The sequence below is a fragment of the Microbacterium sp. genome (assembly GCF_047605725.1).
Classification (GTDB): domain Bacteria; phylum Actinomycetota; class Actinomycetes; order Actinomycetales; family Microbacteriaceae; genus Microbacterium.
Genome location: NZ_JASGFE010000047.1, coordinates 1 through 24,793, shown reverse-complemented (window position 1 = coordinate 24,793; position 24,793 = coordinate 1). Strand labels below are relative to the sequence as shown.

General features: G+C 72.5%; 18 protein-coding genes. 15 read left to right on the top strand and 3 right to left on the bottom strand.

Going from position 1 to position 24,793, the window contains the following annotated elements:
* A partial coding sequence (locus QM641_RS10225; protein WP_415116097.1) for a DNA-directed RNA polymerase subunit beta occupies positions 1–2,179 on the bottom strand: 2,179 nt, incomplete at its 3' end.
* 643 nt (positions 2,180–2,822) lie between these two features.
* Here QM641_RS10225 and QM641_RS10220 point away from each other — a divergent pair.
* The 10 genes from QM641_RS10220 (at position 2,823) to QM641_RS10175 (ending at position 13,668) form a co-directional block, all read left to right on the top strand.
* Positions 2,823–3,686 carry a spermidine synthase gene (locus QM641_RS10220; protein ID WP_415116095.1) on the top strand — a complete coding sequence of 288 codons (864 nt, stop codon included), beginning with the start codon at positions 2,823–2,825 and terminating at the stop codon, positions 3,684–3,686.
* A gap of 272 nt (positions 3,687–3,958) precedes the next feature.
* Positions 3,959–4,486, top strand: coding sequence for a hypothetical protein (locus QM641_RS10215; RefSeq protein WP_415116093.1), 528 nt, complete (start codon positions 3,959–3,961; stop codon positions 4,484–4,486).
* A 30-nt stretch (positions 4,487–4,516) separates the two neighbouring features.
* A complete protein-coding gene (locus QM641_RS10210; protein ID WP_415116091.1) occupies positions 4,517–5,005 on the top strand; it encodes a SprT-like domain-containing protein in 489 nt (162 codons plus the stop codon).
* 145 nt (positions 5,006–5,150) lie between these two features.
* Positions 5,151–5,651 (top strand): hypothetical protein, encoded by a 501-nt coding sequence (locus QM641_RS10205; RefSeq protein WP_415116089.1) that lies wholly within the window; start codon positions 5,151–5,153, stop codon positions 5,649–5,651.
* 305 nt (positions 5,652–5,956) lie between these two features.
* Positions 5,957–7,171: an amidohydrolase gene (locus tag QM641_RS10200; protein ID WP_415116087.1), complete on the top strand. Its 1,215-nt coding sequence runs from the start codon at positions 5,957–5,959 to the stop codon at positions 7,169–7,171.
* Between the two features lie 17 nt (positions 7,172–7,188).
* Positions 7,189–8,577, top strand: a complete 1,389-nt coding sequence (locus QM641_RS10195) for a DUF3100 domain-containing protein (RefSeq protein WP_415116085.1) — start codon at positions 7,189–7,191, stop codon at positions 8,575–8,577.
* Positions 8,578–8,734: 157 nt separating this feature from the next.
* Positions 8,735–10,219 (top strand): gluconokinase, encoded by a 1,485-nt coding sequence (locus QM641_RS10190; RefSeq protein WP_415116083.1) that lies wholly within the window; start codon positions 8,735–8,737, stop codon positions 10,217–10,219.
* A 197-nt stretch (positions 10,220–10,416) separates the two neighbouring features.
* On the top strand, positions 10,417–11,874 hold the full coding sequence (locus tag QM641_RS10185; RefSeq protein ID WP_415116081.1) for a DUF6421 family protein: 1,458 nt from the start codon (positions 10,417–10,419) through the stop codon (positions 11,872–11,874).
* Positions 11,867–12,547, top strand: a complete 681-nt coding sequence (locus tag QM641_RS10180) for an SDR family NAD(P)-dependent oxidoreductase (RefSeq protein WP_415116079.1) — start codon at positions 11,867–11,869, stop codon at positions 12,545–12,547. Before QM641_RS10185 ends, QM641_RS10180 begins: the two co-directional genes overlap by 8 nt.
* Entirely contained in the window at positions 12,544–13,668 is a 1,125-nt protein-coding gene (locus QM641_RS10175) for a threonine aldolase family protein (protein ID WP_415116077.1), read from the top strand. Before QM641_RS10180 ends, QM641_RS10175 begins: the two co-directional genes overlap by 4 nt.
* Before the next feature lie 139 nt (positions 13,669–13,807).
* Here the strand turns inward: QM641_RS10175 and QM641_RS10170 are convergent, their stop codons facing one another.
* Positions 13,808–14,440: an NUDIX hydrolase family protein gene (locus QM641_RS10170; protein WP_415116075.1), complete on the bottom strand. Its 633-nt coding sequence runs from the start codon at positions 14,438–14,440 to the stop codon at positions 13,808–13,810.
* Positions 14,441–14,525: 85 nt separating this feature from the next.
* On the opposite strand from QM641_RS10170, the gene QM641_RS10165 reads away from it, so the two are divergent.
* From QM641_RS10165 to QM641_RS10145, 5 genes are all read left to right on the top strand, one after another.
* Complete coding sequence (locus tag QM641_RS10165) at positions 14,526–15,182, top strand: alpha/beta hydrolase (protein WP_415116073.1); 657 nt, start codon at positions 14,526–14,528, stop codon at positions 15,180–15,182.
* Positions 15,183–15,409: 227 nt separating this feature from the next.
* Positions 15,410–17,023, top strand: coding sequence for an ABC-F family ATP-binding cassette domain-containing protein (locus QM641_RS10160; RefSeq protein ID WP_415116071.1), 1,614 nt, complete (start codon positions 15,410–15,412; stop codon positions 17,021–17,023).
* 210 nt (positions 17,024–17,233) lie between these two features.
* Complete coding sequence (locus QM641_RS10155) at positions 17,234–22,243, top strand: DEAD/DEAH box helicase (protein ID WP_415116069.1); 5,010 nt, start codon at positions 17,234–17,236, stop codon at positions 22,241–22,243.
* Positions 22,244–22,431: 188 nt separating this feature from the next.
* Positions 22,432–23,205: a DNA-formamidopyrimidine glycosylase family protein gene (locus tag QM641_RS10150; RefSeq protein ID WP_415116067.1), complete on the top strand. Its 774-nt coding sequence runs from the start codon at positions 22,432–22,434 to the stop codon at positions 23,203–23,205.
* A 334-nt stretch (positions 23,206–23,539) separates the two neighbouring features.
* The gene (locus QM641_RS10145) at positions 23,540–23,947 is read left to right on the top strand and encodes a transferase (RefSeq protein WP_415116065.1); all 408 of its coding nucleotides are present in this window, start codon (positions 23,540–23,542) and stop codon (positions 23,945–23,947) included.
* 176 nt (positions 23,948–24,123) lie between these two features.
* On the opposite strand, the gene QM641_RS10140 is transcribed toward QM641_RS10145, so the two are convergent.
* On the bottom strand, positions 24,124–24,522 hold the full coding sequence (locus tag QM641_RS10140) for a DUF1304 domain-containing protein (RefSeq protein ID WP_415116063.1): 399 nt from the start codon (positions 24,520–24,522) through the stop codon (positions 24,124–24,126).
* Positions 24,523–24,793 lie beyond the last annotated feature (271 nt).

The following is a 24,793-nucleotide window of genomic DNA, read 5'->3' as shown; positions in this document are numbered from 1 at the left end:
TGAGGATGATGGCGTCCTCGAAGTTGTGACCCTCCCACGTCATGAACGCGACGAGCAGGTTCTTGCCGAGCGCGAGCTCGCCGTTCTCGGTCGCGGGGCCGTCGGCGATGACCTCGCCGGCCTCGACGCGGTCGCCCGCGCTGACGATGACGCGCTGGTTGTACGACGTGCCCTGGTTGGAGCGGTCGAACTTGCGCAGGAAGTAGTCCTGCGTGCCGCCCTCGTCCAGCTGCACGGTCACCACGTCGGCGGAGACCTGCGAGACCACGCCCGCCCGCTCGGCGGTGATGACATCTCCCGCGTCGATCGCGGCGTAGCCCTCCATGCCGGTGCCGACCACCGGCGACTCGCTGCGCAGGAGCGGCACGGCCTGGCGCTGCATGTTCGCACCCATGAGGGCGCGGTTGGCGTCGTCGTGCTCGAGGAAGGGGATGAGGGACGTCGCGACCGAGACCATCTGGCGCGGCGAGACGTCCATGTAGCCGATCTCCTCGGCGTGGAACAGATCGACCTCGCCGCCCTTGCCGCGGCGGGCGAGGACGCGGTCCTGCGCGAAGCGGCCGTCGGCGGTCAGCTCGGCGCCGGCCTGAGCGACGATGAAGTCGTTCTCCTCGCCGGCGGTGAGGTAGTCGATGTGGTCGGTGACGCGGCCCTTCTCGACCCGGCGGTAGGGGGTCTCGATGAAGCCGAACGCGTTGATGCGCGCGAACGAGGCGAGCGAGCCGATCAGGCCGATGTTCGGGCCTTCCGGGGTCTCGATCGGGCACATGCGGCCGTAGTGCGACGGGTGCACGTCACGCACCTCGACGCCGGCGCGCTCGCGGCTGAGGCCCCCGGGGCCGAGCGCCGAGAGGCGCCGCTTGTGGGTCAGACCCGCGAGCGGGTTGTTCTGGTCCATGAACTGCGACAGCTGCGAGGTGCCGAAGAACTCCTTGATCGCGGCCACGACGGGGCGCACGTTGATCAGGGTCTGCGGGGTGATCGCCTCGATGTCCTGCGTGGTCATGCGCTCGCGGACGACGCGCTCCATGCGCGACAGGCCGGTGCGGACCTGGTTCTGGATGAGCTCGCCGACGGCGCGGATGCGCCGGTTGCCGAAGTTGTCGATGTCATCGGTGTCGAGGCGGATCTCGGCGGGCCTGCCCGCGCGCACGCCCTCGAAGACCTCGTCGCCGCGGTGCAGGCGCACGAGGTACTTGATGGTCGCGACGATGTCGGCCACGGTGAGCACCGACTCGCTCAGCGGGGCGTCCAGGCCCAGCTTCTGGTTCACCTTGTAGCGGCCGACCTTGGCGAGGTCGTAGCGCTTCGGGTTGAAGTAGAAGTTGTCCAGGAGCGCGCGGGCCGCCTCGGCGGCGACCTGCTCGCCCGGACGGAGCTTGCGGTAGATGTCGCGGAGGGCGTCTTCCTTCGTGAGGATCGTGTCCTTGCTGAGGGTGTCGGCGATCGACTCGTAGCCGGCGAACTCGTTCAGGATGTCCTCGCTGGAAAGGCCCAGGGCCTTGAGGAACACGGTCACCGACTGCTTGCGCTTGCGGTCGATGCGCACACCGACCTGGTCGCGCTTGTCGATCTCGAACTCCAGCCACGCGCCGCGGCTGGGGATGACGCGCGCCGAGACGATGTCCTTGTCGCTGGTCTTGTCGGGCGTCTTGTCGAAGTAGACGCCGGGCGAGCGCACGAGCTGCGAGACGACGACGCGCTCGGTGCCGTTGATGATGAACGTGCCCTTGCCGGTCTGCAGCGGGAAGTCGCCCATGAAGACCGTCTGGGTCTTGATCTCGCCGGTGAGGTGGTTCATGAACTCGGCCTCGACGTACAGCGGGGCCGCGTACGTCTTGCCGCGCTCCTTGCACTCCTCGATCGAGTACTTCTCCGGCTCCAGGTACGGGTTCGTGAAGCTCAGCTGCATGGTCTCGCCGAGGTCCTCGATCGGCGAGATCTCCTCGAAGATCTCCTCCAGACCGCTGATCTCGGGCACGTCGGTGCGCCCGGCGGCCTGCGCGTCGGCGACGCGCGCCTTCCAGGCGTCGTTGCCGACGAGCCAGTCGAACGACTCCGTCTGCAACGCCAGCAGGTCTGGGACCGTCAGCGTGTCGGAGATCTTGGCGAACGAGAGGCGAGAAGCGCCGCGTCCGTTCTTGGTGGTGGGGTTGGTTGCGTTGCGCGCAGCAGCCAAGGGGATTACCTCCGTCAGCCCGGGCAGGGGCTGGTCTTCCTCGTCATCGGATGGAGTGCTCCTGGACCCGACCCGCGCGGCACACGCCGCTGATATCAGCGGGGGCACGCAGGAACCAGCCGACCACCATATGAGGGCAAGGGGGGAGGGAGCGCAACTACCTACTATAGGCGTCTCGACGCGCCATGTCCAGCCGGATCCTTGACGGTCGTCGGATGCTGCGGTATAACCCGCCCGCGGAGCTCGGGGAACCGGCATCCCTCACCCCCGGCTCTACCGCCGGGACATTGGCGCCGGTTCCCTGCAATGGCGCTGCATATACGTGGCGCCATCGCAGGGAAGCAGCGCCGACCGCGGCGCGCCCCCGCCCCGGCATCCCGTCCCCGGCACCCCGCCCCCGGACTCCCCCGCCCGCCGCCGCTCGGGGAACCGGCATCCCTCCCCGCGCCCCGCGTCCCTCCCCCGCCCGCCGCCTGTCCCGATCCCCCGAGTCACTGCCCAATTCGCGAGTCACTGCGCTGGAGGGCAGTGACTCGCGATCACAGCAGTGACTCGCGGGGCAGAGCAGTGACTCGGGCGGGGCGGCGGGACGGGCGGGACGGGGACGGGACGGGGGCAGGACCGGCGGGCATACGGTGGGGGGATGGCACGAGCGCACGTGGAGGCCCCGCCGCCGTCGGCGCGACTGTCCGACGGCACGATCGCGCGCATCGTCCCGAGCCGGTTCGCCGGAGGCTACGAGCTCGACGTCGACGGCACGCCGCAGTCGCACGTCGACCTCGACGATCCCGCGCACCTGCACTTCGAGTACGTCGCGCGCATGGGCGCGGTGATCGATCTGCTGCGGATGCCGGGGCAGCCGCTCACGGCGATCCACCTCGGCGGCGGAGCCCTGACCCTCCCCCGCTACGTCGAGCACACCCGGCCCGGGTCGCGCCAGCAGGTGGTCGAGCTGGAGCCTGCGCTCGTCGACCTCGTGCGCGAAGCGCTGCCGCTGCCGCGCGGCGCACAGGTGCGCGTGCGCATCGGCGACGCCCGCGCTGTCGTGGAGCGCCTGCCCGCGGGCCTGATCGGCGCCGCCGACCTCGTCGTCTCGGACGTGTTCGCCGGTGCGCGCACCCCCGCGCACGTCACGACTGTCGAGTTCTACCGCTCCGTCGCGCGCCTCCTCGCCGCCGACGGCGTGCTCCTGGTCAACGTCGCCGACGGGGCCGGGCTCGCGTTCGCGCGACGCCAGGTCGCCACGATCGGCGCGGTGCTGGAGCACGTCGCCGTCCTCGCCGAGGTGCAGACCCTCAAGGGGCGCCGGTTCGGCAACCTCGTGGTGGCCGCCTCGGCCGCGGCGCTCCCGACCGCGTGGCTCCCGCGCCTCATGGCCGCGGGCCCCCACCCGGCGAAGGTCGCCCACGGCGCGGAGCTCGACGCGTTCGTGCGCGGGGCGCGCGTGGCGACGGATGCCGACGCCACCGCCTCGCCGATCCCCCCGGCATCCGTCTTCGAGCGCTGAGGCTCGGCCGGGCTCCTGCGCACAACTCAGGCAATTCGCGAGATTGCGGGCGTCGTGGTCTTCGGCACCGACATTCTGCCTGAATTGTGCGCAACCCGGCGCGCGATATCCGCCCCACGGCACCCGCCCGGCAACCCTCGGCGCGGCCGCTCGGGAGCGCGGCCGAGCAGCCGAGGCCCCGGATAGGGGACACGTCGGCGCGCCCCCGCCCGGTCGCGGAGGGCGCGGGCGAGACTGTGTGGGCGAACCGCGCACGGCGAAGGGAGACGACGGTGAGCTACATCCTCGGGTACGACCCGGAGACGCTGCGCGAGCAGGTCGACGTGCGCCGTTGCAAGGAGCGATTGAGCGAGCTGGGCGACCAGCGCAGCCTCGCCGCGCTCCTGGAGCGCGTGTGGCTGCTCAAGGTGCTCGGGCGCGACGAGGACGCCCTCGCGATCTCCGAGCAGGCCGTGCGGCTGGCGCGCATGGCGGGCACCCGCAAGGATCTGGTGCGCTCGCGCGTGCTGCACGCGAGCGTGCTGCAGGTGCGCGGGGCCTACGCCGCCGCCGTGCAGGAGCTGACCACGTGCGCCGAGGAGGCCGAGGGCCAGTCATGGACGGCGATCGCCGCGTTCGCGTACCAGCACCGCGGCAAAGTCCACTACGACGCGGGCAACTACACCGCCGCGCGCGCGGACTTCAAGCGGTCGCTGTCGCTGCGCCAGGAGTCCGGCGCGAGCGAGGAGCAGCTCGACTCGATGCTGCAGGCGATCGAGGCCGCCGAGCGGCGGCGGGCCGAGGCATCCGTCGCCAGTTGAGTGTCGGACGCTCCCGCTAACGTCGAACACATGTCCGAACTGCAGCATGTCCGCGCCTGGGCCGACGAGCTCATCTCCACCCATCTCGACCCCTCCTGGACGTTCGGCTTCGACAATGCGAAGCGCCGTGCCGGCCAGTGCGACTACCGGCACAGACGTCTGACGGTGTCGCGCTATCTCGCCGCGCGCCACAGCGACGAGGAGAACCGGCAGACCCTGCTGCACGAGGTCGCGCACGCGATCGCCGGGGCGGATGCCGCGCACGGACCCTCCTGGAAGGCCGTGGCCCGGATGCTGGGCTACACCGGCGGCGTGACCCACCGCGGCGAGACCGCCACCGAGCTGGCGCCCTGGATCGGGCTGTGCCCGGCGGGGCATGTCGCCTACCGGTATCGGCGTCCCACGCGACCGACCTCCTGCGCGGCGTGCGCGAGACGCTTCGACGAGCGGCACGCGTTCCGCTGGGTACGGCGCGAGATCACCGCGGCCACGCGGCGCGCGGCGCAGACGCCGCGGTAGGGCGCGGCGGGCACGGTGCGGTGCGGATTCGGCGCGGGTACGGAGCGGATTCGGTGCGGATTCGGTGCGGATTCGGCGCGGAGCGGATGCCGTCGGCATCCGGCATCCGGGCGAGGCCCCCACCCCGGGTGGAAGACTGGGCGGCATGCGGATCCTCCTCAAACTCGTGGTCGACTGCGACGCGGATGCCGCGTGGCGAGCACTGCATTCCCCGCGGGCGATGGCGGAGCTCTACGGTCCGCTGCTCGAGCTGGAGCCGCTCGCGACGGCGCCGACCACGTCGCTGCACAGCGGGGCCGACCTGCCGGTGCAGTTGCGCGTGGGCGCGGTGCCGGTCGGACGACAGCTCGTCCACGTGAGCGAGCGGCACGCGCACGACCGCGGCGGCGAGGTACGGATCCTGCGCGACAGCGGCATCCCGCTGACCGGCCCTCTGGCCGCACTCGACGTGTGGGATCACCAGATGGCGGTCTCGGCGGCGCCGGGAGATCCCGCGCGGACGCTGTGGCGCGACCGCCTCGTCATCGGCGGCGCGGCGGCCCCCCTTCTGTGGCCGGTGCTCTGGTCCACGTGGCAGTGGCGAGGGGCGCGCATCAGGGCGCTCGCGCCGACGTGGGCGCACGATCCCGAGCCGTCCGAGGCGTAACCGGCGCGACACGCGCTCGAAACCCGGTGCGCTCAGGTTTTCACTAGCGTGAACCCCATGTCCACCGGCATCCGCGCTGTCCGCGCCCGGCACCCCCGCACGGGTCGTCGCCCCGGCACGCCCCGGCACGCCGAGCACCCGTGCGCCGCATCGAGTCACTGCTCACGCGCCGAGTCACTGCCCCGCAGCGCAATGACTCGCGTGCAGAGCAGTGACTCGCGGCATTGGCCGGGGAAGAACCCGAGCGGTTGCGAGGTCGCGGCAACGGACGCCAGACTCGGAGTCAGCCCGGCCGAGAGGATCTCATGAGCACCACCGTCGAAGACCTGAAGACCCGCGCCAGCGACGAGCTGCAGACCCGGCGCGACCGGCTGATCGAGCTCAGCCACGCCATCCACGCCGACCCCGAGCTGTCGTGGGAGGAGCACCGGGCTGTCGCGCGCATCGCGCCCGTGCTCGAAGAGGCGGGCTTCGAGGTGGAGATCGGCGCCTACGGCGTGCCGACCGCGTTCGAGGCCGTCTACGGCACCGGCGACCTCACGGTCACCCTGTGCGCCGAGTACGACGCCCTTCCCGGGGTCGGCCACGCATGCGGGCACAACGTCATCGCCACCGCAGGGGTCGGCGCCGCCCTGGCCCTGGCCCCGGTCGCCGAGGCGGCGGGCCTGCGTGTGAAGCTGCTCGGCACCCCGGCGGAGGAGCACGGCGGCGGCAAGGTCGCGCTGCTGCAGGCGGGCGCCTGGGAGGACAGCGACTTCTCGATGATGGTGCACGGCTTCACCGGCGTGGACTTCTCGGCGAGCGCCTTCAACTCGACCGCGGTCGACCGCTTCGAAGTGGTCTTCACCGGGCTGACCGCGCACGCGGCCGCCGCCCCCGAGAAGGGCGTCAACGCGGGCGCCGCCGCGACCCTCGCCCTCACCGCCATGGCGATGTACCGCCAGCACATGGGACCGGGCGTCAACCTCAACGGGTTCGTCTCGCACGGCGGCGAGGCCACCAACATCATCCCCGACCGCACCGTGGTGCAGGTGGAGGTGCGCGCCGCCGAGATCGACGTGTGGCGTGCGACGAAGAAGCGCGTGCTCGCGTGCTTCGAGGGCGCCGCCATCGCGACGGGATGCTCGTGGGCCTGGGCTCCGACCGAGCACCCCTACGCCCCGGTGAAGACCGACCTCGACCTGGCACGACTGTGGGATGAGAACCTCGTGGCGCGCGGACGGACACCTTCTCCGCTGCGCGGGCTCAGCGGAGGCTCGACCGACATGGGGAACGTGACGCAGGTGGTTCCCGGCATCCACCCGATGATCGCCTTCCTCGGCACGGATGCCGTGCCGCACAACCCCGAGTTCGCCGACGCCGCCGCAACGCCGGCCGCCGACGACGCCGCCATCGACGGGGCCGCGCTCCTGGCCTGGACGGCCCTCGACGTCGCCCTCGACCCCGAACTGCGAGCCGACCTGAAACAGCGTTCCGCGGCCCGCCCCGAAGGCGCCACCCGCGTCACTATCGAAGCCTGACCCCTGGAGGAATCCGCATGAGCGAGCCCGGCACCACGACCACGACCACCCGACACCTCACCCTCGGCACTCCGCAGCTGTGGATCCTGATCGTCTTCGCCCTGCTGCTGTCGATCGGGGCGCAGCTGATCGGACCGCTCGTGATCCCGATCGGCGTCGCCTCGGTCACGCTGCTGCCGATGATCTGGGGCCTGCTGACCGGGGCGATCATCTCGGGGCAGAAGTTCAAGCCCTTCCCGCTCGATCTCCAGCACGCTGCGACGACGATGATGGGGATCGGCGTGCTCGTGCTCGGCACGCGCCTCTCGTTCGAGATCGGCCCGCAGATCCCCGTGGTGATCCAGGCCGGTCCCGCCCTGTTCCTCCAGGAGGTGGGGCACCTGTTCGGCACCCTCGTGCTCGCGCTGCCGCTGGCGGTGCTGCTGAAGATGGGCCCGGCCACGATCGGGGCGACCTTCTCGATCGACCGCGAGACCTCGTTCGCGATGGTCAGCGAGCGTTACGGCGCCGACTCGCCGCAGTACCGCGGCGTGCTGTCGATGTACGTGTTCGGCACCATCTTCGGCGCGCTGCTGGTGAGCCTGATCGCCTCGCTCACCTCGTCGCTGGGACTGTTCGACCCGCGGGCCCTCGCGATGGGCGCCGGCGTCGGCTCCGGGTCGATGATGGCCGCAGCGGCCAGCGCCGTCGTGGCGAACCACCCCGAGCTGCAGGACCAGGTGCTGGCGCTGGCGGCGACCTCCAACCTCATCACCGGCGTCCTCGGCCTGTACGTCGGCGTGTGGGTCGCCCTGCCCCTCGCCGAGCGCTTCTACCGGTTCCTGACCCGCGACAAGGACGGCGCAGCCGCGCGAGCCCTGCCGCACGAGGCGATCGCGGCAGCCGAGACCGGCGGCGAAGACGTCGGCACCGACGCGGAGCCCAACACGACCCAGCTCAAGGTCGCACAGCTCATCGGCCACTCGCACGTGTCGGTGCCGCTGTGGACCACGATCCCCGTGCTCGCGGTCATCGGCATCGCACTGAGCACTGTCGCGGCGAAGGGCTTCTCGATCGCGATGATCGTCGGCTACGCCATCATCTTCGCGATCGTGATCCTCGCGCTGTGGCTGTCGAAGATCTCGCGCGGTCGCATCCCCGGCATCGTGACCGTGATGACCTTCGGCATCCTGTCCACCGCGCCGTTCTCGCCGATCGCCACGTGGACGCTGGAGGCGGTGCACAGCGTCGACTTCCTCACGATCACGACGATGGTGCTGACCCTCGCCGGCCTGAGCCTCGGCAAGGACCTGCCGATGCTGCGCAGCATCGGCTGGAAGATCATCCCCGTCGGCATCGTGGCGGTCGCGGCCTCGTTCATCCTGTCGGCCGTCGTCGCGGAGTTCGCCCTCGGCCTCTGGCACTGACCGGCAGCGGTGTCCGGTGCGGCCCGGCCGCACCGGACACCGCACTCCGTTAGCATCGGCCCCAGGTCCTGCCTCGAACGAGGCGGATCGCCGCGAGCGAAGGAGTGGGATGCCTGGGCACGAACCCGTGGACACGAACGACGCGTCCACACCCCCCGTGGCCCGGTCCGTCCGACTCGCCGATGCGGTGGACCCGCTGGTCCTCGCGATCGACATCGGCTCGGGCTCGACCCGCTGCTGCCTCTACGACGGCTATGGGCGTCCGATCAAGAAGCGCACCGTCAAGGTCGACCACGTCTTCACCGAGGCCGCCGACGGCTCCGCTGAGATCGACCCCGATCAGGTCGCCGACGAAGTGGCCGCGGTGATCACCGGCGTCGTGTCCGACCTGGAGCCGGGCGCGATCGCGGGCGTCGCGATGGACACGTTCGCGTCGTCCCTCGTGTGCGTGGATGCCGACGGCATAGCCCTCACGCCCTGCTTCACGTACGCGGACTCCCGCTCCGCGGCCCACTTGGCGGTGCTGCGCGAGCGGCTGGACGAGGCGGCCGTCCACCAGCGCATCGGCGCGCGATTGCACACGAGCTACCACCCGCCGCGCCTGCTGTGGCTGCGCGAGACCCGGCCCGACGTCGTGGCGAACACGGCGAAGTACGTCTCGCTCGGCGAGTACGTCTACGCCAGGCTCGCCGGCATCGAGGGCGCGGCCACCTCGACGATGGCATGGGCCGGCATCCTGAACCGCCGCACGATGGACCTCGACGAGGAGCTGCTCGCGGCCGTCGGGGTCGCCCGGGAGCAGTTCGCCCCGATCGTCGACCCGGACCAGCCGATCGCCGACGTCTCCCCCGAGGTCGCAGAGCGCTGGCCGGCCCTCGCCGGGGCGGCCTGGTTCCCCGCGGTCCCCGACGGCTACGCCTCGAACCTCGGCGTCGGTGCAGACGATCCGTCGATCGCGGCGCTGTCGGCGGCGACCTCCGGCGCGATCCGGGTCGTCGTCCCCGGTACCCCGGACGTGCTCCCGCCCGGGCTGTGGGCCTATCCGGTGTCGCGCACGCAGTCGATCGTCGGGGGCGCGCTCAACGATGTCGGGCGGGTCATCGCGTGGCTGCAGACGACGCTCGCCCCGGTCGCTCCGGAGGAGATCGACGACGCCCTCACTGCGGCGCCGCGCGCCGAGACCCCGGTCGTGCTGCCCTTCTTCACCGGCGAGCGGGCCACCGGGTGGGCCGGGGGCGCTCGCGCCGTGTTCACCGGCGTCTCCTCGTCCACGACGACGCTCGATATCTGGCGGGGAGCCGCGGAGGGCGTCGCGATCAGCTACGCCCGCGTGTTCGATCAACTCGCGCTCGCGGACCCGCAGCTGGGGCGCGTGGTCGCCTCGGGCGGGGTCACAGGCGACGTCCCGGGACTCATGCAGCTCGTCGCTCAGGCGATCGGCTTTCCGGTGCAGGTCGTCGACGTCAAACGCGTGACGATGCGCGGCACGGCGGTGCTCGCCCTCTCGGTGCTGCAGCCCGGTCGCGCGCCGGCGGTCGTCCCGCCGACCGCCGTGATCGAGCCGGACCCCGAGCAGCGGCCGTACTACGCCGACCTGCTCGCGCGCTTCACCGCCGTGTACGACGGCGTCATCGCCCGGTAGCCCCCTCCCCCCTCGCGCGAGGGTGCCCGTTCCCCCCGCGAGGGTGCCCGTTCCCCTCGCGAGGGTGCCCGTTCCCCGCGGTGAGGCCGCATGCGCGGGCGCCCTGCCGCGCTGGCCCCCGCCCGCTGCCCCCGGATACGCTGGAGGGATCGAATCCACCGCCGCTTGCCGGCCCGACCTCATGATCGGAGGTTCCCATGTCCATCGACCTGACGCACGCCACCCCCCGTGCCGCGCAGTCGATCATCGGCGAGCCCGAGGTCGTCGAGGACGGCCGCGACCTGGCCCTCGGCGTCGAGGAGACGGCCGCCTGGCTGTCGCTGAAGGATGCCGCGACCGCGCTGCAGGCCCTCCAGGCCCAGGACGGCTCGGTGCCCGCCCCCGGCGACCACGACCGCGCTCGCGCGCACGTCGCCACGATCACCGCGGCGATCGAGGAGCTCAGAGCCCGCTTCCCGCACGACGACCGATATCTCACGGCGTCCATCCGGGACTTCGAGCGCTGGGCGGAGGGGGAATTCGGCGTGCCCGATTTCCTCGACTCGCTCGTCGCGTTCCAGCCGCAGGAGCACCGGGTCGACGGCATCCGTCACCTCGTCGTCTTCCCGATGTACACGCAGAACGGGTCGCGCGACCGGCACATCGAGGCGCTGCTGGTCGAGGTCATCTGGCCGGAGTTCATCGCCGAGCTGGAGACCGAGTTCACCAACCGGCTGTTCGTGTCGTTGCGGCTGATCGACTTCACGGCCGGCTACGACACCAACTCGGCGGTGCTGTTTCCCGAGACGGTCGCGATGCGCGAGATCCCACCCTTCACGTGGGGAGCCATCTTCCAGGACCGCGAGGCGGCGCGCTACCGGCGGGTCGTGCGTGCGGCATCCGCGATCACGAAGCTCGACCTGCCGGACGGTGCGGCTCGCCTGCTCGACGACCAGGAGCTCGCCGAGCGGACGTTCGTGACGTGGGACCTCATCCACGACCGCACGCACATGCGCGGCGACCTGCCGTTCGACCCCTTCATGATCAAGCAGCGGATGCCGTTCTTCCTCTACTCGCTGGAGGAGCTGCGCTGCGACCTCACCGCGTTCCGCGAGTGCGTGAAGATCGAGCAGCGACTGCGCGCCCGGCAGCACGACGGCGAGGAGCTGAGCACGACCGAGCACGACCTGCTCGAGCACGCCGGGCTCGTGCAGTACGCGGTGATCTTCGACCGGATCTTCCGGTTCGCGATCACCGGCACGCGCGTGCGCAACTACGACGGGCTCGGCGGGCAGCTGCTGTTCGCGTGGCTGCACCAGCGCGACGTACTGCACTGGACCGACACGCAGCTCGCGTTCGACTGGCCCGATGTGACCGCCGCCGTGGTCGCGCTCGGCGACGCGATCGACGACCTGTACTGGCGATCGATCGACCGCCCCAAGGCCGCGCACTGGCTCGCCGCGTACGAGCTCGTGCGGTCGGTGCTCACCCCGCACCCCGCCTCGGCATGGGCGCGGGGCCTCCCCGACGAGATCCTCGCCGGTCCCCTGAAGGGCTACACGGATGCCGTGATGGACGACGAGTTCCCCCTGTCGATGTTCTTCGAGGCGCTGGAGAAGAAGATGCGCGACGTGATCGCGTCGACCTCCGGCATCCGGGGCTCAGACGATGCCTGAGCCCCGCGTGGCCGGGCGGCTGGTGCTCGTCGCGGGAGCGACGAGCACCAGCGGACGCGCGGCCGCCCGCGCCCTGGCCTCGGCCGGGGCGCGGGTGGTCGCGGTGGGGCGGGATGCCGCGCGGCTCGGCGAGCTGGCCCGGGCGGTCCCCGGCATCCGCACCGAGGTGTGCGATCTCGGCGACGAGGACGCCGTGCTGGAGCTGGCCATGCGCGTGCACCACGCCGACGGGCCGGTGGACGGCGTGCTCCACCTGGTCGGCGGGTGGCGCGGCGGCGGCGGGCTGGCGGCCCAGACCGACGCCGACTTCCGGTTCCTGGAGCGCTCGCTGACCGCGCTCCGGCACGTCAGCCGCGCCTTCGACGCGGACCTGCGCGCCTCCGACGCAGCGCGCTCCGCGATCGTGTCGTCCCCCGCGGTGGCGCGCCCCCTCGCCGGCGGGGCGAACTACGCGGCGGTCAAGGCGGCCGGCGAGGCGTGGGCGCGGGCCGTGGCGCAGGGCTTCGCGAAGGCGGCGCGGGATGCCGACGAGCCGCTGCGGGCGGCATCCGTCGTCTTCCGGGTCGCCTCGCTCACCGGCCGGGAGGGCGAGCTCGCCTGGGCGTACACCGGCCTGTGGGACCGGGATGCCGCGGACGTGAACGACAGCGTGATCGAACTGGGAGAACCGTGAGCACGATCCATGACCGGGGCCTGCGCGGCTTCGCGAGCGACAACTATGCCGGCGTCCACCCCGAGGTGCTCGCCGCCATCGCCGCGGCGAACGACGGACACCAGGTCGCCTACGGCGAGGACGTCTACACCGCACGTCTGCAGGAGGTGTTCGCCCGGCACTTCGGCGAGGGCATCCAGGCGTTCCCGGTCTTCAACGGCACCGGTGCGAACGTCGTCGGACTGCAGTCGATGCTCCCCCGCTGGGGCGGCGTCATCTGCGCGGACACGGCGCACATCAACATCGACGAGGGCGGCGCCCCCGAGCGGATCGGCGGCATGAAGCTGCTCGCCCTCCCCACCGACGACGGCAAGCTCACTCCGGAGCACATCGACCGCGACGACTGGGGCTGGCAGGACGAGCACCGCGCACAGCCGCTCGTCGTCTCGGTCACGCAGTCCACGGAGCTCGGCACGCTGTACAGCGTCGAGGAGCTCCGCGCGATCGCCGATCGCGCCCATGCGCAGGGGATGCTCGTGCACCTCGACGGCGCCCGCATCGCCAACGCCGCCGCCGCTCTCGACGTGCCGCTGCGCGCGTTCACGCGGGATGTCGGCGTGGACGTGCTCTCGGTGGGCGGAACCAAGAACGGCGCGATGGGGGCCGAGGCGATCGTGGTGCTCAACCCCGCGGCATCCGCGGGTCTGCTGTACGGGCGCAAGTTCAACATGCAGCTCGCATCGAAGATGCGCTTCATCTCGGCGCAACTGGTCGCCCTGTTCGAGGGCGACCTGTGGCTGCGCAGCGCCCGGCACGCGAACGCGATGGCGGCACGGCTGCGGTCGGAGATCGAGGCGGGCATCGCCGCGGGCGAGATCCGCGGCGTCGGGTTCACGCAGCGCACCGAGGTGAACGGCGTGTTCGCGACGCTGCCGCCCGGCGTCGCCGACCGGCTGCGCGAGAGCTTCCGCTTCTACGATTGGGGCCCCGCCTCCGGAGGCTCCGATCAGCGCGACAGCGATGACCGGAGGGGAGGTGGGGGCCCCTCGCGCGGCGAGGTGCGCTGGATGTGCTCCTTCGACACCCAGCCCGAGGACGTCGACGCGTTCGTGGCCGAGCTCGCCCGCCTCACTCGGGCCTGACGAGACCCGGCAGCGGTCGTCGGCGTCCCGCTCCGACCCGGCATCCGTTCGTCGGAGATCTGCACAACGTCGGACGATCCACGGCGGATCCCTCCGACGAACGGCCGATCTCCGACGAACCGCCGCGCGAAGGCCCCGCTCAGCGCAGGGCGCCCACCGAGGCCAGGGCGAGCCGCACGAGCGTGCCGCGCCCCCCCTCCATCTCGGCGGCGAGCGCATCGGATGCCGCCTCCCCGGGCGAGAGCCACGTGACCTCCAGCGCATCCTGACGCGGCTCGCACGTGCCGGTCACGGGCACCACGAAGGCCAGCGACACCGCGTGCTGCCGATCGTCGTGGAACGCGCTCACCCCGGGGATCGGGAAGTACTCCGCGATGGTGAACGGCGTCGGCGACGCCGGCAGCAGCGGAAAGGCCATCGGCCCGAGGTCGTTCTCCAGGTGCCGGAACAGGGCGTCGCGCACGGTCTCGCCGTAGCGCACGCGGCCGGAGACGATGGTGCGGGTCATCTCGCCCAGGGGCGTCGCCCGTAGCAGGATGCCGACCTCGGTCACCGCGCCCATGCCGTCGGTGCGCACGGGGACGGCCTCGACGTAGAGGATCGGCATGCGCCGGCGCGCCTCGGCCAACTCCACGTCGGTGAGCCAGCCGGGGTTGGGCACCGCCGGGCCGAACGCGCCGCGCGCCCCGAACGGCGCGCCGATACCGCGGAGCGGATCGGGCAGGCCCTCGTCGCGCTCGTTCGGATCGGGGTCAGGGGTGCGAACGGCCATCCTCCATGTATACCGCGACGCGCGGACGGGTGCCGTCGCGGGCCGCTCCCCGAGCGATGTCGGCGGCGGGTGCCAGGATGGAGCCATGTCCGAGATCCCCCCGCTCGATCCCGCGCCGGTGCTGTGGTCGGCCGAGCAGGACGAGCGCGCGGGCAGGCCGCTTCTCGTTCTGCTGCACGGCTACGGATCGCACGAGGGCGACCTGTTCGGCCTCGTGCCCTACCTGCCGGAGGAGTTCGTGGTCGCGGCCGTGCGGGCGCCGCTGGAGCCGCCGTTCCCGATGCCGGGCCACTCGTGGTTCCCGATCGAGGGGCTGCACGAAGAGCGTTCGACCGCGGTGACCGCCGCCGCGGAGCGCTTCGTCGAGTGGCTGGATGCCGCGGCCCCGAGCGCCGGCCCGGTGGGCCTGGTCGGCTTCTCCCAGGGCGCCGTGATCGCGCTCCAGGCGCTGCGGCTGCAGCCGGGGCGCTTCTCGTTCGCGGTGAACCTCGCCGGCTACGTCGATCCCGGGCCGCTCCCGGGCGACGCCGAGCTCGCGCTGTCGCGTCCCCCGGTCTTCTGGGGCCGCGGCGCCCGCGACGAGGTCATCCCGCCCGAGCGCGTCGAACACACCGCGCAGTGGCTGCCCGACCATGCCGACCTCAGTGGGCGGGTCTACCCGGGGCTCACGCACAGCGTGTCGCAGGACGAGCTGGAAGACGTCATCGCGTTCCTCCGCAAGCGCCTCCCCGCTCAGGGCTGATCCCTGAGACGGGCCCCGAGGCATCCACTAGACTGGCCGGCGCCCCTGTTCCGAGTGTGAGGAATGACGTTGACGAAGAGCGACGCGACCGCGCTGTAATCCGCGCCGATCCGTCGAACCGACGTGTCCGCGCCCCCGATCCGCGCTGACCGTCGACCCGCCGTCTTTCCCCTCGAGCGAGGGTGCTGCGGCATCCGTGTCAGTGCATCCATGACACAGGAGGCATCATGCCGGCATCCACCCCTGCGGTCGTCCTCGACCGCCTCACCTACACCTGGCCGGATGGCACCGTCGCGCTCGCGGACGTCTCCGGCTGCTTCACGACGGGCCGTACGGGCCTGGTCGGCCGCAACGGCGCGGGGAAGTCCACACTGCTGCGGCTGATCGCGGGTGCACTGCGCCCCGCGTCGGGCACCATCGCCGTCGCGGGCGCGGTGGCCCTCCTCCCCCAGCAGCTCACGCTCTCCGTCGACAGACCCGTGACCGATCTGCTCGGCGTGACCGAGACGCTGGATGCCGTGCGCGCGATCGCCGCGGGAGACGTCGACCCGGCGCGGTTCGACGCTGTCGGCGACGACTGGGACGTCGAAGCCCGCGCGACCGCCGCGCTCGCCGAGGCAGGACTGCCGCCCGATGCCCTCGATCGCACGGTCGGCGAGCTCTCCGGCGGCGAGGCCGTGCTCGCGGCACTCGTCGGGGTGCGCCTGCGCGGTGCGCCGATCACGCTCCTCGACGAGCCCACCAACAACCTCGACCGCGACGCGCGGGCGCGCGTGCACGACCTCGTGCGCAGCTGGCGCGGCACGCTCGTCGTGGTCAGCCACGACACCGCGCTGCTCGAGCTCATGGACGACACCGCCGAGCTCTACGGCAGCGAGCTGAGCACGTTCGGCGGGCCGTACTCGCAGTGGCGGGAGTGGCTTCAGACGCAGCAGGATGCCGCGCGCCAGGCCGAGACGGCAGCGCGTCAGGTCGTGCGACGCGAGAAGCGCGAGCGCATCGAGGCCGAGACGAAGCTCGCGCGGCGCGTGTCGGTGGGCGACAAGGCTCGCGCCGAGAAGCGCGTGCCGCGCGCCGTCGCGAAGCAGCGCCAGCGCGCGGCGCAGGTCTCGGCCGGCAGGCTCCGCGGCGAGAAGGCCGATCGCGAAGCGGATGCCCGTGCGGCGCTGGATGCCGCCGAGCGCCGCGTGCGCGACGACGACAGCGTGCGCATCGACCTGCCCGACCCCGGGGTCGCCGCCGGGCGGCGCATCGCGACGCTCGGCGACGGCTCCCGGTCGTGGGTCGTGCAGGGCCCCGAGCGGGTCGCGCTGGTCGGACCGAACGGGGCCGGGAAGACGACGCTCCTGGAGCGGCTCGTGGCATCCGGCGCCGGCGCGGCCGATGCCGGCACGGAAGCGGCAGGCCCTTTCGCGATCGCGCACACCGACCGGATCGGCTACCTCTCGCAGCGCGTCGACGGGCTCGACGACGCCGCCTCGGTGCTCGACAACGTCGCGGCGACGGCACCGGCACTGCCGACGGCCCAGGTGCGCAACCGGCTCGCGAGGTTCCTGATCCGCGGCGACACGGTGCGGCGTCCGGTCGCGACGCTGTCGGGCGGGGAGCGGTTCCGCCTCGCGCTGGCGCGGCTGCTGCTGGCCGACCCGCCGCCGCACCTGCTTGTGCTCGACGAGCCGACGAACAACCTCGACCTCGACACGGTGGACCAGCTCGTCGACGCGCTGTCGGCCTACCGCGGCGCAGTGCTCGTGGTCAGCCACGACGACGCGTTCCTCGCCCGACTGGGCGTCGATCTCACCCTCGAGCTGCGCGACGGGGTGCTGGCCGAGGTGCCGTGACGCCCGGCATCCCGCCCGTGCTGGTGCTTCAGGCCCTTCGGCAACCGCCTCTCCCGTCCTGCGGCCGCCGTCGAGTCACTGCCTTCGCGTCCAGTCACTGTGCTGCAGGGCAGTGACTCGGCGGGAGGGCAGTGACTCGCGCGGGGAAGCAGTGACCCGAAGCGGGAGGGAGGGCGAGCCGATGTCGGGACCAGCGGCGAAGATGGAGGGATGAGCGACGCCCTCGAGCGGTTCGGCCCTGCCACGCAGGACTGGTTCCGCGGCGCGTTCACCCGGCCGACGACCGCGCAGGCCGGTGCGTGGGAGGCGATCTCTGCGGGCAAGCACGCGCTCGTGGTCGCCCCGACCGGGTCGGGCAAGACCCTGTCGGCGTTCCTGTGGGCGATCGACCGCCTGGTCCGCGAGCCGTACCACGCGCCGCGCAAGAGCAAGAGGGGGGATGCCGCGCCCCCGCGCACGCGCGTGCTCTACGTCTCGCCGCTGAAGGCCCTCGGCGTCGACGTGGAGCGCAACCTCCGCTCTCCGCTCGTGGGCATCGGTCAGGCCGCACGGCGACTCGGGATGCCGGCGCCCGAGGTGACCGTCGGCGTGCGCTCCGGCGACACGATCTCGGCCGACCGACGAAGACTGCTGGTCGACCCGCCTGACATCCTCATCACGACGCCAGAGTCGCTGTACCTCATGCTCACGAGCCAGGCCGCCCAGACCCTGCGCGGCGTCCACACCGTGATCGTCGACGAGGTGCACGCGGTGGCGGCGACCAAGCGCGGCGCGCACCTGGCAGTGAGCCTCGAACGCCTCGATGCGCTGCTGGAGCGCCCCGCGCAGCGCATCGGGCTGTCGGCGACCGTGCGCCCGATCGACGAGGTGGCACGCTTCCTCGGCGGTGCCGCGCCGGTCGAGATCGTGGCTCCGCGCGCGACCAAGGCCTTCGACCTCAGCGTCGTCGTGCCGATGGACGACATGCTGAATCCTCCTCCGCCGCCGGGGACGGATGCCGGTGCCCACGGCGCGGGTTCGCGCGGCGGCGCCGGGGGCGACGGCGATCCGGACGGGAGCGGCGATCCGGACGGCGACGGCGACTGGTTCGCCCCGCCGTCGTCGACGGAGCTGACCGGGTCGGTGTGGCCGCACGTGGAGGAGGCGATCGTCGACCGCGTCCTCGCGCACCGCTCCACGATCGTGTTCGCCAACTCGCGCCGGCTCGCCGAGCGCCTGACCGGGCGGCTCAACGAGGTCTACGCCGAGCGGTGCGGGCTCGACGTGCCGGAGCCCACGGTTCCGGCGGCCACTATGGCCCAGGCCGGGGTCTCCTCCGGCGTGGCCCCGGTGCTCGCGAAGGCCCACCACGGCTCGGTGTCGAAGGAGCAGCGAGCCCAGGTCGAGGACGAGCTGAAGTCCGGCATCCTGCGCTGCGTCGTCGCCACGTCGAGCCTCGAACTCGGCATCGACATGGGCGCCGTCGACCTCGTCATCCAGGTCGAGGCGCCGCCGTCGGCCGCGTCGGGACTGCAGCGCATCGGTCGCGCCGGCCACCAGGTGGGCGAGGTGAGCCGGGCCGCGCTGTTCCCGAAGCACCGCGGCGACGTGCTGCACACCGCCGTGGTGACCGAGCGGATGCTGGCGGGACAGATCGAGGCGATCGCGGTGCCGCAGAACCCGCTCGACATCCTCGCCCAGCAGACCGTCGCCGCGTGCGCGATCGACCCGGTCGACGTGGAGGGCTGGTTCGAGACGGTGAAGCGGTCCGCGCCGTTCCGCTCGCTGCCGCGCTCGGCGTACGAGGCGACGCTCGACCTTCTCGCCGGGCGGTTCCCCTCCGACGAGTTCGCCGAGCTGCGCCCGCGGATCGTGTGGGACCGCGACCACGGCACGCTCACCGGCCGGCCGGGGGCGCAGCGGATCGCGGTCACGAGCGGCGGCACGATCCCCGACCGCGGGCTGTTCGGCGTGTTCGTCGCCGGCGAGACGACCGGCGCCCGGGTCGGCGAGCTCGACGAGGAGATGGTGTACGAGTCGCGCGTGAACGACGTGTTCACGCTCGGCACCACGAGCTGGCGGATTGTGGAGATCACCCACGACCGGGTCAACGTCGTGCCGGCGTTCGGGCAGCCAGGCAAGCTCCCGTTCTGGCACGGCGACGGGCTCGGCCGGCCCGCCGAGCTCGGCGAGGCGCTCGGGCGCTTCTCGCGGGAGGTGGCGGTGGCATCCCCCGAGAAAGCATCCGCGCGCCTGCGCGGATCGGGTCTCGACGACAACGCGATCGGCAACCTGCTGGCGTACCTGGCCGAGCAGCGCGAGGCCACCGGGAGCCTCCCCACCGACCGCACGCTGACGGTCGAGCGCTCCCGCGACGAGGTCGGCGACTGGCGCATCATTCTTCATTCCCCATACGGCATGCATGTGCACGCGCCGTGGGCGCTGGCGGTGAACGCGCGTATCCGCGAGCAGCTCGGCGTCGAGGGAGCCGCGGTCGCGAGCGATGACGGGATCATCGCCCGGGTGCCGGATGCCGCAGCCGAACCGCCCGGTGCCGACCTGTTCGTCTTCGATCCCGACGAGCTCGAGCAGCTCGTGACCGCGGAGGTGGGCGGGTCGGCGTTGTTCGCGTCGCGCTTCCGCGAGTGCGCGGCGCGCGCACTGCTGCTGCCGCGGCTGAACCCCGGCCGCCGGGCTCCGCTGTGGCAGCAGCGGCAGCGCTCCGCGCAGCTGCTGGATGTGGCGCGCCGGCATCCGACGTTCCCGATCATCCTGGAGACCCTCCGCGAAGTGCTGCAGGACGTCTATGACCTGCCCGCACTGCTGCGCATCGCGCGGTCGATCGGCGACCGGCGCATCCGCCTCGTCGAGACCACGACGAGCCAGCCGTCGCCGTTCGCCCGCGACCTGCTGTTCGGATATGTCGGTGCGTTCATGTACGAGGGCGACTCGCCGCTGGCCGAGCGCCGCGCCGCCGCGCTGTCGGTCGACCCGGCTCTGCTTTCCGAACTGCTCGGCAAGGTCGAGCTTCGCGAGCTCCTCGATCCCGAGGTGATCACGCAGTTCGAGCGCGAGGCCCAGCGCCTCGATCCCGCGCGCCGCGTGCGCGGAATCGAGGGCGTGGCCGACCTGTTGCGGCTGCTGGGCCCGCTCGACGCCGCTGAGGTCGCCGCCCGTCTGCACCCCTCCCCCTCCCCCGCCCCCGCCCCCGCCCCCGCCGATGGTGCCACTTCCGTTCGCGAGGGTGCCACCTCCGCCCGCGAGGGTGCCACTTCCGCCCACGAGGATGCCACCTCCGCCCGCGAGGGTGCCACCTCCGCCCACGAGGGTGCCACTTCCGCCCACGAGGATGCACGCGGTGGTGACGGCGGCAACCTTCTGGGCGCGGAACTAGCACCCTCGCGGGAGCAACAGGCACCCTCGCGAGAACAACCAGCACCCTCGCGAGAACAACCAGCACCCCCGCGGGAGCAACAGGCACCCTCGCGAGAACAACTAGCACCCTCGCGGGAGGGGGAAGCGGCCGCTCATCTCGGCGCGCTCGTCGACGCGCGGCGCGCCATCGCGGTGTCGATCGGCGGCGTGCCCCGCATCGCCGCGATCGAGGATGCCGGCCGCCTGCGCGACGCGCTCGGCACGGCGCTGCCGGTGGGCATCCCGACCGCGTTCCTCGAGCCGGTCCCCGACCCGCTCGGCGACCTCGTCGCACGCCACGCCCGCACGCACGGGCCGTTCCGCGCCGCAGCTCTGGCCGAACGCCTGGGCGTCGGGCACGTCGTGGCGCGGCAGGCGCTGCAGCGCCTGGAGGCGCAGGGCCGCGTTACGAGCGGCACGTTCCTCCCTGCGCACGACGACGGCCCCGATGGACGCGACGACCCGGAGTGGTGCGACACCGAGGTGCTCCGCCGGCTGCGGCTGCGCTCGCTCGCCGCGATCCGCGGCAGCGTCGAGCCGGTCGCACCCGAGGCCTTTGCACGGTTCCTCCCCGCCTGGCAGCATGTGACGCGACCACTGGAGGGCATCGACGGCACACTCGCCGTGATCGAGCAGCTGGCCGGCGTCCCCCTGCCGGCGAGCGCGTGGGAGTCACTGGTCCTTCCCGCACGGGTCGCCGGCTACGCCCCTGCGATGCTCGACGAGCTCACCGCGACCGGCGAGGTGCTGTGGTCGGGTCACGGTGCGCTGCCCGGCCGCGACGGCTGGATCGCCCTGCATCCGGCCGACACCGCCCCGCTCACCCTCCCCCCGCCCGTGGGCGACCCGACTTCGTACGAGCAGCGCCTCCTCGACGCGCTCGACGGCGGCGGCGCCTTCTTCGCCGCGCAGCTGGTCGGCATGACGGATGCCGAGAACGAGCAGTCCGTCATCGAAGCGCTCTGGGCCCTGGCCTGGAGCGGACGGGTCACCAACGACACGTTCGCGCCGGTGCGCGCCCTCACCGCGGGCGGATCCCAGGCGCACCGGACCGCGCGTCGCACTCCCCGCGCGCGCCTCTACCGAGGCACGCCGCTTGCCCGCCCCGAACGGGCCGCGCCCCGCCGCCCGCCCGCAGTGGGCGGGCGCTGGTCGCTGCTGCCCACGCCGGAGACCGACCCGGCGCTGCGCGCGACCGCGGCGGCGAGCCTGCTGCTCGACCGCTACGGCGTCGTGACGCGCGGGGCGGTGCAGGCCGAGGGGATGCCGGGAGGCTTCGCGCAGGCCTATCGCGTCCTGGCCGGCTTCGAGGAGGTCGGGCACTGCCGCCGCGGGTACCTCATCGAGCGGCTCGGGGCGGCCCAGTTCGCGGCATCCGCCACCGTCGACCGACTGCGCGAGGTCGCCGCGCTCGCCGATCCGCCGCCGCTGCGGGCGCTCACCCTCGCGGCCACCGACCCCGCCAACCCCTACGGGGCGGCGCTGCCGTGGCCGGCGACTGAAGGCCACCGGCCGGGACGCAAGGCGGGCGGCATCGTGGTGCTCGTCGACGGTGCCCTCGTGCTGTACCTGGAGCGCGGAGGTCGCTCCGCACTCGCGTTCGCCGAAGACGAGGCTGTGCTGGCCGCGGCAGCCGGCGACCTCGTCGCGACGGCGCGGGCGCGGCGCCTGGAGACCATGACGATCGAGCAGGTCGGCGGCGTGTTCGTCTACGGCACCCCGGTCGGCCGCGCGCTGCGCGATGCCGGATTCGTGGAGTCGCCGAAAGGGCTGACCCTGCGACGCACGACGGCCGGCGACACCGCCCGGGCGGCCCACCGTGCCTGAGGCTCTCGGCGCGGGTGACACCGCCTCGGCGGATCAGGAATGCGTCCCGTTCGCAGGCTGGATTCGAACGGCCCTCGATGAGAACCGCGGTTTTCCGGGGTTCTCATCGACGCCCCGCCGCGAACAGCCTTTGTACGGGTCGCATAACTCGGCGAAGCATCGTGGTTCGGGCACCGAAGGCGGCCGCCGTGCCTGAGGGCGACACCGTCTTCCGCACCGCCGCGACCCTGCACGCGGCGCTCGCGGGCGAGGAGGTGACGCGATTCGACATCCGCGTGCCGCGGAGTGCCACCGCGGACCTCCGCGGCGAGATCGTGCGCGGGGTCGTGCCGCGCGGCAAGCACCTCCTCATGCGCATCGGCGACTGGACGCTCCACTCCCACCTGAAGATGGAGGGCGAGTGGCACGTCCAGCGTCCCGGCGAGCGCTGGCGCACGCCCGCGTTCCGGGTGCGCGCCGTCGTGGGCACGGCGAGGGCGGATGCCGTCGGCATCGACCTCGCGATGGTCGAGGTGCTGCCGACCTCGGACGAGGACCGCATCGTCGGCCATCTCGGCCCCGACCCGCTCGGGCCCGACTGGGACCCGCGCGAGGCGGCGCGGCGTCTGGCGGTCGACCCTCGGCCGGTGCACGTCGCGCTCCTCGACCAGCGCAACGTCGCCGGGTTCGGCAACGAGTACGCCAACGAGCTGCTGTTCGTTCGTGGCATCCGTCCCACGACGCCGGCGACCGAGGTCGATGCCGCGGCGCTGGTCGAGCTGGGCGCCCGCATGCTCCGCACGAACCGCGACCGGCCGCAGCGCACGTTCACCGGCGACCTGCGGCGCGGCAGACAGAACTGGGTGTACCGACGCGAAGGCCGCCCGTGCCGGCGCTGCGGCACCCCGATCGTCGGCGGCACGCTCGGCGCGTCGGCCACGAGCCGGCGCATCGTGTTCTGGTGCCCGCGCTGCCAGGCCTGACGCCGCCGAGGTGCCGGGCGCCGGAGCGTGCGCGACCCGCCGGGTGTGCTGAGACCGGGTCGGCGGGGAGGCACGTTCGGGCAATCGCGCGCCCCGGCCGCCTCGCTGCTCGGCGACGGCCCCAGCGCCGACGCTCCTCCGCCCGGTCGTCCTGCCAGGGGAACGTGACGAGGGTGCTGGCCGCGCGCGCATGGGCGTCTCCTGGACCATCGATTCAGGCGGCATCCCTCGTGAGCCTTGCAAGAGGGCCGTGTACGCAGCTCCGGGAATGAACGGGACACCGTCGCGGTTGTACCTGTACTCAGTACCGAGCGCCGTACTGTCGGAGGGAATCGTGGGCAAGAACTACGTCGATATCGAGAACGACCGAGGCGAGACGCTGCGCTATCGCAAGCACGCCAACGGGCGTGGCTTGATCGCGAACGGGGCCAAGGTGCACCCGTCCGCGCTCGTCGAGGCGGGCGCCTACGTCGAACCCGGGGTGCAGGTCGCCGCCGGGGCCCGCATCGGCCGCGGCGCCTGGATCGAACCGGATGCCGTCATCGGCGCGGACGCGCACATCGCCCCGCTCGCCCACATCGGCGCAGGCGCGGCGATCGGCGCCGGCGCCAGGATCGGCGTGCGCACGTTCGTGGGCGCGCAGGCGCGCGTCGCGGTCGACTCGCTCATCGGCGACGACCAGACCATCCCCGCGGGCGAGAACGTCGCGACCGACAAGCGCGGGCTGCGCCTGGCCGCCTGAGGCCGGGCTCTACGCCGCGTCCGGCCCGGCGCCGCGTCCGGCTCTACGCCGCGGCATCCGCCCACCAACGTCGGAGAATCGCACCAACTTCGGAGGATTTCGCCACAATCCTCCGAACTTCGCGCGATTCTCCGAAGTTCGTGCAGCCGGCGCTCTGAGCCGGCACCGCCGGCCGCTCAAGCGAACAGGAACAACACGAACCCGACGAGCGGCAGCGTGCCCTGGAAGAGCGCCGCGCGCACGTACCGGCGCCCCGTCATGAGCAGCACGAGCGCTGCGGCGGTCATCGAGCCCAGCGAGAACAGCAGGAGCGTGCGGCCGGCCACATCGGCGACCGTGTCAGGCGCTCCGGCGGCGAACAGCACGAGACCCAGCACCGCGCCGATCGCGAGAAACAGGTTGTAAAAGCCCTGGTTGAAAGCCATCGGGCGCACGCTGTCGGCGGCATCCTGATCGGCGACGCCGAATCGCCGCCAGATGCGCGGCTGCGACCACTGCACACTCTCCATCACGAAGATGTACACGTGCAGCAGCGCGGCGAGCGCCGCTGCCGCGCCGGCGAGGATCGGCACCATGCCAGTACCGTACTCCCGGATGCCGCCTCCACCCCGTCGCCCGCGCTCCGGCTCGCCGAGACCCCGCTCGCCGAGCTCGCGTTCGCCGAGCCCCCGTTCGCCGAGCTCGCGTTCAGCGCCTCGCTTGGCGCACTCTGCCGCCCGACCCCTACCTGCGACCATCCACGCCAAGTCACGGATGCCGCGCCCCACCCGTCGCGCTGAACCTGGCGCGCTCTGCCGCGCCCGGCCCGTCACGCGACCATACGCGCCAAGTCAAGGCAACGACGCC